Genomic DNA, 11,995 nt, shown 5'->3' with positions numbered 1-11,995 from the left:
TGAGTCGTGCCTGCGGATACTTATGCAGGGGCCATACCCAATGCAAGATCCAGAGTGACTACAAGCCTGAAACGGTGGTACGAACGTACCTTAATGTCGCATTTGTATAAATCCTGACGTATTTTACCGTTTGCGCGACATTTTCACGGTGCAAACGACGCACTTTCACGGTGCGTCCTGAGCGCAGGGTGCTCCCGATCAGGGCGGGGTGTTACTTATTTATACCCCGTTTTGTGAGGTGGGTATGGCGTGAATAAGAGTGGTTATTGTTGCACCGATAGTGGCCAATCAATCTCAGTTGCACCCGGTGCAACTGCCGGCTTTTCTCAGTGGACTCTCCAGTTATAGCTCATGCCTGAAAACAGCCCCCCCCCAAAAAAAAAAAAAAAGAAACGGCGATCATGTGAGTGATCGCCGTTTTTTTTATTTAGAGGCTATCGATTCAAGGCATCAGCACTTCAATCGATCCATCGGCGGTCATGCTGACCTGGCTGGTGCCGGCTTCAACATCTGGCGTCACCGGTGCGGCGTCCATGGCGGCGGCTTTCATCATCATCGGCGCGCGCAGGTAAGGCTGTGGATAACCGTTGCTGTTGAGGTTCAGGTTGACGATTTTGTAGCTCTTGCCGCCGAGGGCGTCGGTGGCCAGTTGGGCGCGGGCCTTGAAGGCGGTCACGGCGTCCTTGAGCAGGGCGTCTTCGCTGGCTTTGCGGGTCGGGGTGGCGATGGCGAAGTCCATGCCGCCCATTTTCAGGTCGGTGAGCAGTTCGCCGGTCAGCTTCGACAGCGCGGCGAAGTCCGAGCTTTCCAGGCGCAATTCGGCGCGCTCGCGCCAGCCGGTGATTTTCTGGCCCTTGGTATCGTAGATTGGATAGCTGTTGCGACTGCCCTGACGCAGGGTGATGTCCTTGACTTTCTTGGCCTGGGCCAGCGCCTTGTTCATTGCAGTGCTGACGTCGGCGGCGAGTTTGGCCGGGTCGCTGTTCTGTTCTTCGGTGTAGAGGGTCACGATCATCAAGTCGCGGGCCACTTCCTGACTGACTTCGGCGCGCAGGGAAATCTGGTTGTAATGCAGCTCGTCGGCAGCCAGGGCCGGGAGGCTGGCGACGGTGCCAACACTCAGGGCGAGGAGGGCGGCGCTGCGGCGGAATCTGTACATGAAGGCTCCTTGAAAGGTGCGCAGGGGTATGGTCCGGGCCTGCGTGAAACCATCAGACTCTAGCTTTTATGCTCCGGTTCGCACAGTTACAACTTCTATACAGATGCATCCCTGTAGGAGCGAGCTTGCTCGCGAAAAAACCGAAAGCGCCACAGGGTATCAGGACTCCCTCGTAATCGTTGACGACCATCGCGAGCAAGCTCGCTCCTACAGGCATGTGGCCGTTTGCCGCACTTTTGCCTGTCAGCCCCCGCGCTTGGTTATACTCCCTGCGATCCGCCTGGAGCGCTCATCAGGAGAGCTCATGCTCGCCCCCGTTCAAATCACTTCCGCTACTCGCCAGAACCTCTGGCGCCTGACGTTCATCCGCACCTTGGTGCTGGCCGCCCAGGCTGGTTCCGTGGGCCTGGCCTACTGGCTCGAATTGTTGCCATTGCCCTGGTTTCAACTGGCTGCGACCCTGGGTTGTTCGATGCTGTTGTGCCTGTTCACGGCGATTCGCCTGCGTACCTCGTGGCCGGTGACCGAGCTCGAATACGCCGTGCAACTGGCCTGCGACCTGTTTATCCACAGCGCCTTGCTGTATTTCTCCGGCGGCTCGACCAACCCCTTCGTCTCCTATTACCTGGTGCCGTTGACCATTGCCGCGGTAACGTTGCCATGGCGTTATTCGGTGGTCCTGTCGGGTATCGCGCTGACGATGTACACGCTGTTGCTGGCACAGTTCTACCCACTGCAAACCTTCCCGATCGCTCGGGAAAACCTGCAGGTGTACGGGATGTGGTTGAGCTTCGCCCTCGCCGCCGCAGTGATCACGTTCTTCGCCGCGCGCATGGCCGAAGAGCTGCGCCGTCAGGAAGAACTGCGCGCCATTCGTCGCGAAGAAGGCTTGCGCGATCAGCAACTGCTGGCCGTCGCCACCCAGGCCGCCGGTGCGGCCCATGAACTGGGCACGCCGCTGGCGACCATGAGTGTGCTACTCAAGGAAATGCGTCAGGACCACCATGACCCGATGTTGCAAGATGACCTGAGCGTGCTGCAGGATCAGGTCAAGTTGTGTAAAGAGACCTTGCAGCATCTGGTGCGCGCCGCCGAGGCCAATCGCCGGTTGGCGGTGGAGATGCAGGACGTCACCGATTGGCTTGATGAAGCCCTCAATCGCTGGCACCTGATGCGCCCGGAGGCCAGTTATCGCTTCCAGCGCCTCGGCCAGGGCGCAGTACCGCGCATGGCGCCGCCGCCGGACTTGACCCAGGCTTTGCTGAATCTGTTGAACAACGCCGCCGATGCCTGCCCCGAAGGGCTGCAAGTGACACTGGACTGGGATTGGGAAAACCTCACCATCAGCATTCGTGATCATGGCGCCGGTGTGCCGCTGGCCATCGCCGAGCAAATCGGCAAACCGTTTTTTACCACAAAGGGCAAAGGCTTCGGCCTGGGCCTGTTTTTGAGCAAGGCCAGCGTGACACGCGCCGGCGGCTCAGTGAAACTCTACAGTCATGAGGAAGGCGGCACGCTCACCGAGCTGCGCCTGCCCCGTGTCGCCCGAGGAGACGAACATGAGTGAAGAGATCCAAGTCGAAGGCGAAGAACTGCCGCATTTGCTGCTGGTCGATGACGACGCCACGTTCACCCGCGTCATGGCCCGCGCCATGGCCCGCCGCGGTTTTCGCGTCAGCACTGCCAGTTCCGCCGAAGAAGGCCTGGAACTGGCCAAGGCCGATCTGCCGGATTACGCCGCCCTGGACCTGAAGATGGACGGCGATTCGGGCCTGGTGCTGCTGCCCAAGTTGCTGGAAATGGACCCGGAAATGCGCGTGGTGATCCTCACCGGTTATTCGAGCATTGCCACCGCCGTCGAGGCGATCAAGCGCGGTGCCTGCAACTACCTGTGCAAACCGGCGGACGCCGACGACGTGCTGGCGGCGCTGCTGTCCGAACACGCTGACCTCGACAGCCTGGTGCCGGAAAACCCGATGTCCGTGGACCGCCTGCAGTGGGAGCACATCCAGCGCGTGCTGACCGAGCACGAAGGCAACATCTCGGCCACGGCCCGTGCCCTGGGCATGCACCGTCGCACCCTGCAGCGCAAACTGCAGAAGCGTCCCGTTCGTCGCTGAACCTGCGCTGAACGAATGCAGGCCGTATCTCACGACAAACCGAACCGATCATCTATGATCGGTTCGTGCGTGTTCTTTTCTCTATCGAGCCTTATCCATGAATCAGAACGCTGAGTATTCCGCGGTTAACGACGCCGTGCGCGGGCAGTTTTTTCGCAAAGTGTGGGCGATGATCACGCCTTACTGGCGCAGCGAGGAGAAGGTCAAGGCCTGGACGCTGCTGATCGCGGTGATTGCGTTGTCGCTGATCAGTGTGGGGATCTCGGTGTGGTTCAACACCTGGTACAAGGACTTCTACAACGCCCTGCAAAAGAAGGACGAGGCGGCGTTCTGGCAACTGATCCTGTACTTCTGCGCGATTGCGGCGGTGGCGATCGTCGGCGCGGTGTACCGCCAGTACCTGACGCAGATGCTGACGATCCGCTGGCGGGCATGGCTCACCGAAAAGCATTTCACTCGCTGGTTGGGTGATAAAAACTACTACCAGCTCGAGCAGGGCGGTTACACCGATAACCCGGACCAGCGGATTTCCGAAGACCTCAACAACTTCACCTCCAACACCCTTGAGTTGGGGATCGGGCTGCTGCGCAATATCGTCAGCCTGGTGTCGTTCTCGATCATTCTGTGGGGCGTGTCGGGCAGCATTGAAGTATTCGGTATCACCATTCCCGGCTACATGTTCTGGTGCGTCCTGGTTTACGCCGTGGTGGGCAGTTGGCTGACGCATTTGATCGGTCGTCGCCTGATCGGCCTGAACAACCAGCAACAACGCTTCGAAGCCGACCTGCGTTTCTCCATGGTGCGGATTCGCGAGAATGCCGAAAGCATCGCGTTGTACAACGGCGAGCCGAACGAAAATCGTCGGTTGAGCAGTCGCTTCGGGATGGTCTGGCATAACTTCTGGGACATCATGAAGGTGTCCAAGCGCCTGACATTCTTCACCGCCGGTTACACTCAGGCCGCCATCATTTTCCCCTTCATGGTTGCCGCGCCGCGTTACCTCTCCGGAAAGATCGAACTGGGCGAGCTGATGCAAATCAGCTCGGCATTTGGCAATGTGCAGGAGAGTTTCAGCTGGTTCATCAGCGCGTACCAGAGCCTCGCTTCCTGGCGCGCCACCTGCGATCGTCTGCTGAGCTTCCACCAGGCCATGCGTGACAACGAAGAGCGTGCGCCGGCCATCGACGTACAGAATTCGGGCTCGGTGCTGAAGGTGCACAACCTCGGCCTCGACCTGGCTGAAGGTCGTCACCTGCTGACCAACGCCGACATGACCGTGGAGGAGGGCGACCGTGTGATGCTCAGCGGTCGTTCCGGCAGCGGCAAGTCGACCTTGCTGCGGGCGATGGGCCATCTGTGGCCGGCCGGCCACGGCAGTATTCGCCTGCCAGCGGCGCGTTACCTGTTCCTGCCGCAAAAACCGTATTTGCCGATTGGCACCCTGCGTGATGTTCTCAGTTATCCACAGGCAGGCGATATCTATCCGAACGAACGCTACGTGCAGGTCTTGGAAACCTGTCGCTTGCCGCACCTGATTGCCCGTCTCGACGAAGCCAACCACTGGCAGCGCATGTTGTCCCCGGGTGAGCAGCAGCGCCTGGCCTTTGCCCGTGCGCTGCTTTATGCACCGCAATGGCTGTACATGGACGAAGCGACCTCGGCGATGGACGAAGAGGACGAGGCCACGCTGTATCAGGCGCTGATCGACGAGTTGCCGGGGTTGAGCATTGTCAGCGTCGGCCATCGCAGCAGCTTGAAGCGCTTCCACCCACGGCACATCCGTATCGAGAATGGCCATCTGGTGGACCAGGCCGTGACCGCCTGAACACCGCAAAACCTTGTAGGAGCGAGCTTGCTCCGGGCGGCGCTCCGACGATGGACTTGAAAGCGCCGCGTTTATTCAGAAAGCACGCGTTATCGTTAACCTCCATCGCGAGCAGGCTCGCTCCTACAGGGGTGTGGTGATCGTACAACCGCGTTGCGCTATGATGCGCTTTCAGCAGCCGAACTTTTCGAGACAGATGTTCACCATGGAAAACCCGAACGACGCACCACGCCTCCCACGCAAGCGCCGCAGCCTCGCTCAGGAACTGGTGACGGTGCTGTCCGAGCAGATCCGCGACGGTCATCTCAAGCGTGGCGACAAGTTGCCCACCGAGTCGGCCATCATGGATGCCCATGGCGTCAGCCGCACCGTGGTGCGCGAAGCGATTTCCCGTTTGCAGGCGGCCGGCCAGGTGGAAACCCGCCACGGTATCGGCACCTTCGTGCTCGACACGCCGAGCCCTAGCGGTTTCCGTATCGACCCGGCGACCGTGGTGACCTTGCGAGATGTGCTGGCGATCCTGGAGCTGCGCATCAGTCTCGAAGTGGAGTCTGCCGGGCTGGCGGCGCAACGCCGCAGTCCGGAGCAACTGGCCAACATGCGCGCCGCCCTCGATGCGTTGAACGAAAGCGCCGCTCATGCCAGTGATGCCGTGGCGTCGGACTTCGCCTTCCACCTCGAAATCGCGTTGTCCACCGGCAACCGCTACTTCACCGACATCATGACCCACCTGGGCACCAGCATCATTCCGCGCACCCGGCTGAATTCCGCGCGCCTGGCCCATGACGACCAGCAGCACTACATGAGTCGCCTGAGCCGTGAGCACGAGGAAATCTACGACGCCATTGCCCGTCAGGATTCCGATGCGGCGCGGGCGGCCATGCGTTTGCACCTGACCAACAGCCGTGAACGGTTGCGTCATGCCCATGAAGAGGCTGAGGCGCAGCGGGGGTAAGTAATCTACCCTTGTCCTCCATCGTCTGAACTACCGCTATCGTGAGCAGGCTCGCTCCTACAGTGGATCTCGCAACACTGAAGATCACTGTAGGAGCGAGCCTGCTCGCGATAGGGCCGTAAGCCATAAAACAAATCCAGTAGCTTTCCCGCATCTTCCGACAACGTATCTCTCAAGCGACCGTTTATCACGGTGCTCGCAACTGTCCTTCCCTCGCGAAAACCCAGGCCAACAGCCTTTCTTATCGAACAATTTTCACCCTGCGCGATGAAATGCAGTTGACGGTTGTATTTTAAGTTGTACGATGACCTACAACTTCGGCGCAGGCTGAACGGTTTTCTCACACATAACGTCGCTACCCAGGGTGTTCGAATAATGAATCCACAAGAACTGAAGTCCATCCTCTCTGCCGGTCTGCTGTCTTTCCCGGTCACCGATTTCAATGCTCAGGGCGACTTCAATCGCGCGGGTTACATCAAGCGTCTCGAATGGCTGGCCCCATACGGCGCCTCGGCGCTGTTCGCTGCGGGCGGCACCGGTGAGTTTTTCTCTCTGGCGGCCAGCGAATATTCGGAAATCATCAAGACCGCCGTCGACACCTGCGCCACCAGCGTGCCGATTCTGGCTGGCGTGGGCGGTTCGACCCGTCAAGCCATCGAATACGCTCAGGAAGCCGAGCGTCTGGGCGCCAAAGGTCTGTTGCTGCTGCCGCACTACCTGACCGAAGCCAGCCAGGACGGCGTTGCCGCCCACGTTGAAGCCGTGTGCAAATCGGTCAACATCGGCGTGGTGGTCTACAACCGTAACGTCTGCCGCCTGACCGCGCCGTTGCTGGAACGTCTGGCCGAGCGCTGCCCGAACCTGATCGGCTACAAGGATGGCCTGGGTGATATCGAGTTGATGGTGTCGATCCGTCGCCGCCTCGGTGATCGCTTCAGCTATCTGGGTGGCTTGCCGACCGCCGAAGTCTACGCCGCCGCCTACAAGGCCCTGGGCGTACCGGTCTACTCCTCGGCGGTGTTCAACTTCATCCCGAAAACCGCGATGGACTTCTACCACGCGATCGCTCGTGAAGATCATGCCACCGTCGGCAAGATCATCGACGACTTCTTCCTGCCGTACCTGGACATCCGTAACCGCAAGGCTGGTTATGCCGTGAGCATCGTCAAGGCCGGGGCAAAAATTGCCGGCTACGACGCAGGTCCTGTGCGCGCACCGCTGACCGATCTGACCGGCGAAGAGTACGAAATGCTCGCCGCGCTGATCGACAAGCAAGGTGCCCAATAACACATCCGATTTAACAAGGCCGCTGAGTAATCAGCGGCCTTTTGCGTGAGGAGAACATCTCGTGGCAGAAGCAAAGCGTTTTGATAACTACATCAATGGTGAATGGGTTGCGGGCAGTGATTACTGCGCCAACATCAACCCGTCCGAACTGACCGACACCATTGGCAACTACGCCAAAGCCGATCTGGCTCAGGTCCACGCCGCCATCGACGCTGCTCGCGCCGCGTTCCCGGCCTGGTCCGTTTCGGGCATCCAGGCACGTCACGATTCGCTGGATAAAGTCGGCACTGAAATCCTCGCCCGTCGCGAAGAGCTCGGCACCCTGCTGGCCCGGGAAGAGGGCAAGACCCTGCCTGAAGCCATCGGTGAAGTGACCCGCGCCGGCAACATCTTCAAATTCTTCGCCGGCGAGTGCCTGCGCCTCTCCGGTGACTATCTGCCGTCGGTGCGTCCGGGCGTCAACGTTGAAGTCACTCGCGAAGCCCTTGGCGTGGTCGGTCTGATCACCCCGTGGAACTTCCCGATTGCCATCCCGGCATGGAAAATCGCTCCGGCCCTGGCCTACGGCAACTGCGTCGTGCTCAAGCCGGCGGACCTGGTTCCGGGTTGCGCCTGGGCCCTGGCCGAAATCATCTCCCGCGCAGGCTTCCCGGCCGGTGTGTTCAACCTGGTGATGGGCAGCGGTCGCGTGGTGGGCGATGCACTGGTCAACAGCCCGAAAGTCGATGGCATCAGCTTCACCGGTTCCGTGGGCGTGGGTCGTCAGATCGCCGTCAACTGCGTGTCGCGCCAGGCCAAGGTTCAGCTGGAAATGGGTGGCAAGAACCCGCAGATCATTCTCGACGACGCCGACCTCAAGCAAGCGGTCGAACTGTCGGTACAGAGCGCGTTCTACTCCACCGGCCAGCGTTGCACCGCTTCCAGCCGCTTTATCGTCACCGCTGGCATCCACGACCAGTTCGTCGAAGCCATGGCCGAGCGCATGAAGTCGATCAAGGTCGGCCATGCATTGAAGGCAGGCACCGACATCGGTCCGGTGGTCTCGCAAGCACAACTTGAACAGGACCTGAAGTACATCGACATCGGCCAGTCCGAAGGTGCACGTCTGGTCAGCGGCGGTGGTCTGGTGACCTGCGACACCGAAGGCTACTTCCTCGCGCCGACCCTGTTTGCCGACAGTGAAGCCGCGATGCGCATCAGCCGCGAAGAGATCTTTGGCCCGGTGGCCAACGTGGTGCGCGTGGCTGACTACGAAGCCGCGCTGGCCATGGCCAACGACACCGAGTTCGGTCTGTCGGCGGGCATCGCTACCACGTCCTTGAAGTACGCCAACCACTTCAAGCGCCACTCCCAGGCAGGGATGGTGATGGTCAACCTGCCGACGGCCGGCGTGGATTACCACGTTCCGTTCGGTGGGCGTAAAGGTTCATCCTATGGATCACGTGAGCAAGGTCGCTATGCGCAAGAGTTTTACACCGTTGTGAAGACTGCCTACATCGGTTGATTCACCGCGATACCCCTGTAGGAGCTGCCGCAGGCTGCGATCTTTGCTTTTAAAAATCAAAAGATCGAAGCCTCGTTTCACTCGACAGCTCCTACGGGGAACAACCAAAGATTCACCCCGCATAAAAATAATCAGTGGGAGTACATCTACATGCAATCGACCCAAAAGCCGACTCACGTCCGCTATTTGATCCTGCTCATGCTGTTTCTGGTGACCACGATCAACTACGCCGACCGGGCTACCATCGCAATCGCCGGCTCCAGCCTGCAGAAAGACCTGGGCATTGATGCCGTTACCCTCGGCTACATCTTCTCCGCATTCGGTTGGGCCTACGTGGCCGGGCAAATCCCCGGTGGCTGGCTGCTGGACCGTTTCGGTTCGAAAAAAATCTACGCGTTGAGTATCTTCACCTGGTCACTGTTCACCGTGCTGCAGGGCTATGTCGGCGAGTTCGGCATGTCCACGGCAGTGGTTGCGCTGTTCATGCTGCGCTTCCTGGTGGGCCTGGCTGAAGCACCATCCTTCCCCGGCAACGCACGTATCGTAGCGGCCTGGTTCCCGACCGCTGAGCGCGGCACTGCCTCGGCGATCTTCAACTCGGCGCAATACTTCGCCACGGTACTGTTTGCACCGCTGATGGGCTGGATCGTCTACAGCTTCGGCTGGCAGCACGTGTTCATCGTCATGGGCGTGATCGGCATCATCTTCTCCGGGATCTGGCTGAAGGTTATCCACAGCCCGCGTCAGCACCCGATGATCAATGATGCCGAGTTCAAGCACATCGCCGACAACGGCGGCATGGTCGACATGGACCAGGACAAGGGCAAAGGCAAGAAGACCGATGGTCCGAAGTGGGACTACATCCGGCAGTTGCTGACCAACCGCATGATGCTCGGCGTATACCTGGGCCAATACTGCATCAACGGCATCACCTACTTCTTCCTGACCTGGTTCCCGGTGTACCTGGTGCAGGAACGCGGCATGACCATTCTCAAGGCCGGTTTCATTGCGTCCTTGCCGGCGATCTGCGGCTTCATCGGTGGTGTGCTCGGCGGGGTGATTTCCGATTATCTGCTGCGCAAAGGCCATTCCCTGACCTTCGCCCGCAAGGCGCCGATCATTGCCGGCCTGCTGGTTTCCAGCAGCATCGTGGCCTGCAACTACGTGGATGTTGAATGGATGGTGGTCGGCTTCATGGCCCTGGCGTTCTTCGGCAAAGGCGTGGGTGCACTGGGTTGGGCGGTGGTGTCCGACACCTCGCCGAAGCAGATCGCCGGCCTGAGCGGTGGCCTGTTCAACACCTTCGGTAACCTCGCTTCCATCACTACCCCGATCGTCATCGGCTACATCATCAGCTCCACCGGTTCGTTCAAATGGGCACTGGTGTTCGTCGGTTGCAACGCACTGGTCGCGGTGTTCAGCTATCTGGTCATCGTGGGCCCGATCAAGCGTGTGGTGCTCAAAGAGCCACCAGCGAACGGTTCTGAAGCCCCTGGCAAATTGTCTCAAGCGCATTCCTGAGGAGCGGCGTCATGCAGTTGATTGAACATTCCGACTCGCCGCGCTACATCCGCCTGCACGAGCGGGATAACGTGGTCATCGTGGTCAATGATCAGGGCGTACCAGCCGGTACCGAGTTTGCGGACGGCCTGGTCACCTTGGACTTCGTGCCGCAGAGCCACAAGGTCACCCTGGAAGACATTCCCGAAGGTGGCCAGGTGATTCGTTACGGCCAGGTCATTGGCTATGCCTTGCAGCCGATTCCCCGTGGCAGTTGGGTCAAGGAAGATCAACTGCGCATGCCGACCGCGCCACCGCTGGACAGCCTGCCGCTGTCCACCGATGTGCCGGCCGCGCAGGCACCGCTGGAAGGCTTCACTTTCGAGGGTTATCGCAACGCCGACGGCACCGTCGGCACGCGCAACATTCTCGGCATCACTACCACCGTGCAGTGCGTGACCGGGGTGCTGGATCATGCGGTCAAGCGCATCAAGGATGAGTTGCTGCCCAAGTACCCACACGTCGATGACGTGGTGGCGCTGACCCACAGCTACGGCTGTGGCGTGGCGATCACTGCGACTGACGCATACATCCCGATCCGCACCGTGCGCAACCTGGCCCGCAACCCGAACCTGGGCGGCGAAGCCCTGGTGATCAGCCTGGGCTGCGAGAAATTGCAGGCCGGGCAGGTGATGCACGACAACGACAGCTCGGTGGATCTCAGCGAGCCATGGTTGTACCGCTTGCAGGATTCCAGCCACGGCTTCACCGAGATGATCGAGCAGATCATGGAACTGGCCGAGACGCGCTTGAAGAAGCTCGATCAGCGTCGCCGGGAAACCGTGCCGGCGTCCGAGCTGATCCTGGGCATGCAATGCGGCGGCAGTGATGCGTTCTCCGGTATCACCGCCAACCCGGCACTCGGTTATGCCTCGGACCTGCTGCTGCGGGCCGGTGCGACGGTGATGTTTTCCGAAGTCACCGAAGTGCGCGATGCCATTTATCTGCTGACCTCCCGCGCGGAAAACCAGGACGTCGCCCAGGAACTGGTGCGGGAAATGGACTGGTACGACCGCTACCTGGCCAAGGGTGAAGCAGATCGTAGCGCCAACACCACGCCGGGCAACAAGAAGGGCGGGTTGTCGAACATTGTCGAGAAGTCCTTGGGCTCGATCGTCAAGTCCGGCAGCAGCGCGATCAATGGCGTGCTTGGCCCTGGCGAGCGCTTCAAACGCAAAGGCCTGATCTTCTGCGCGACCCCGGCCAGTGACTTTGTCTGTGGGACCTTGCAGCTGGCGGCGGGGATGAACCTGCATGTGTTCACCACCGGTCGTGGTACGCCTTACGGGTTGGCCATGGCCCCGGTCGTCAAGGTATCGACCCGGACTGAATTGGCGCAGCGCTGGCCTGACCTGATCGATATCGACGCCGGGCGTATTGCCACCGGGCGCACATCGATCGAGGAACTGGGCTGGGAGCTGTTCCATTACTACCTGGATGTGGCCAGCGGCAAGAAACAGACATGGGCCGAGCGGCACAAGCTGCATAACGACATCACCTTGTTCAACCCGGCGCCGATCACCTGATACTGCATTGCCCGGGAAAAGATCGCAGCCTGCGGCAGCTCCTACAGAGCACGATTTTC

9 protein-coding genes are annotated in these 11,995 nt (G+C 60.1%); 8 read left to right on the top strand and 1 reads right to left on the bottom strand.

From position 1 onward, the window contains the following. Positions 1-442: 442 nt before the first annotated feature. Entirely contained in the window at positions 443-1,159 is a 717-nt protein-coding gene (locus AC1DKH_RS09310; protein WP_477798009.1) for an SIMPL domain-containing protein, read from the bottom strand. A gap of 304 nt (positions 1,160-1,463) precedes the next feature. On the opposite strand from AC1DKH_RS09310, the gene AC1DKH_RS09305 reads away from it, so the two are divergent. The 8 genes from AC1DKH_RS09305 to garD all read left to right on the top strand — a co-directional run bounded on the left by AC1DKH_RS09305 (position 1,464) and on the right by garD (position 11,936). Then, positions 1,464-2,726 carry an ATP-binding protein gene (locus AC1DKH_RS09305; RefSeq protein WP_477798008.1) on the top strand — a complete coding sequence of 421 codons (1,263 nt, stop codon included), beginning with the start codon at positions 1,464-1,466 and terminating at the stop codon, positions 2,724-2,726. After that, positions 2,719-3,279: a response regulator transcription factor gene (locus tag AC1DKH_RS09300; RefSeq protein ID WP_007981466.1), complete on the top strand. Its 561-nt coding sequence runs from the start codon at positions 2,719-2,721 to the stop codon at positions 3,277-3,279. Before AC1DKH_RS09305 ends, AC1DKH_RS09300 begins: the two co-directional genes overlap by 8 nt. A 97-nt stretch (positions 3,280-3,376) precedes the next feature. Beyond that, positions 3,377-5,104 carry an ABC transporter ATP-binding protein/permease gene (locus AC1DKH_RS09295; protein ID WP_477798007.1) on the top strand — a complete coding sequence of 576 codons (1,728 nt, stop codon included), beginning with the start codon at positions 3,377-3,379 and terminating at the stop codon, positions 5,102-5,104. Positions 5,105-5,309: 205 nt separating this feature from the next. Continuing rightward, the gene (locus AC1DKH_RS09290; RefSeq protein ID WP_008018739.1) at positions 5,310-6,059 is read left to right on the top strand and encodes a FadR/GntR family transcriptional regulator; all 750 of its coding nucleotides are present in this window, start codon (positions 5,310-5,312) and stop codon (positions 6,057-6,059) included. A gap of 375 nt (positions 6,060-6,434) precedes the next feature. Next, positions 6,435-7,346 (top strand): 5-dehydro-4-deoxyglucarate dehydratase, encoded by a 912-nt coding sequence (kdgD, locus tag AC1DKH_RS09285; RefSeq protein WP_007981458.1) that lies wholly within the window; start codon positions 6,435-6,437, stop codon positions 7,344-7,346. A gap of 61 nt (positions 7,347-7,407) precedes the next feature. Continuing rightward, positions 7,408-8,850, top strand: a complete 1,443-nt coding sequence (locus tag AC1DKH_RS09280) for an aldehyde dehydrogenase family protein (protein ID WP_477798006.1) — start codon at positions 7,408-7,410, stop codon at positions 8,848-8,850. A gap of 150 nt (positions 8,851-9,000) precedes the next feature. Continuing rightward, positions 9,001-10,371, top strand: a complete 1,371-nt coding sequence (locus tag AC1DKH_RS09275) for an MFS transporter (RefSeq protein WP_477753399.1) — start codon at positions 9,001-9,003, stop codon at positions 10,369-10,371. 11 nt (positions 10,372-10,382) lie between these two features. Beyond that, complete coding sequence (garD, locus tag AC1DKH_RS09270; protein WP_477798005.1) at positions 10,383-11,936, top strand: galactarate dehydratase; 1,554 nt, start codon at positions 10,383-10,385, stop codon at positions 11,934-11,936. Positions 11,937-11,995: the final 59 nt, after the last annotated feature.

The sequence above is a fragment of the Pseudomonas sp. 05L36 genome (genome assembly GCF_056398125.1).
The sequence above is the reverse complement of the archived record's forward strand: the minus strand, read 5'-3'. Positions and strand labels throughout refer to the sequence as shown.

What these genes read in the sequence shown, in the direction of transcription:
- AC1DKH_RS09310 (WP_477798009.1), bottom strand. Translation starts at nt 1,159, where the DNA reads ATGTACAGATTCCGCCGCAGCGCCGCCCTCCTCGCCCTGAGTGTTGGC.
- AC1DKH_RS09305 (WP_477798008.1), top strand. Translation starts at nt 1,464, where the DNA reads ATGCTCGCCCCCGTTCAAATCACTTCCGCTACTCGCCAGAACCTCTGG.
- AC1DKH_RS09300 (WP_007981466.1), top strand. Translation starts at nt 2,719, where the DNA reads ATGAGTGAAGAGATCCAAGTCGAAGGCGAAGAACTGCCGCATTTGCTG.
- AC1DKH_RS09295 (WP_477798007.1), top strand. Translation starts at nt 3,377, where the DNA reads ATGAATCAGAACGCTGAGTATTCCGCGGTTAACGACGCCGTGCGCGGG.
- AC1DKH_RS09290 (WP_008018739.1), top strand. Translation starts at nt 5,310, where the DNA reads ATGGAAAACCCGAACGACGCACCACGCCTCCCACGCAAGCGCCGCAGC.
- kdgD (WP_007981458.1), top strand. Translation starts at nt 6,435, where the DNA reads ATGAATCCACAAGAACTGAAGTCCATCCTCTCTGCCGGTCTGCTGTCT.
- AC1DKH_RS09275 (WP_477753399.1), top strand. Translation starts at nt 9,001, where the DNA reads ATGCAATCGACCCAAAAGCCGACTCACGTCCGCTATTTGATCCTGCTC.
- garD (WP_477798005.1), top strand. Translation starts at nt 10,383, where the DNA reads ATGCAGTTGATTGAACATTCCGACTCGCCGCGCTACATCCGCCTGCAC.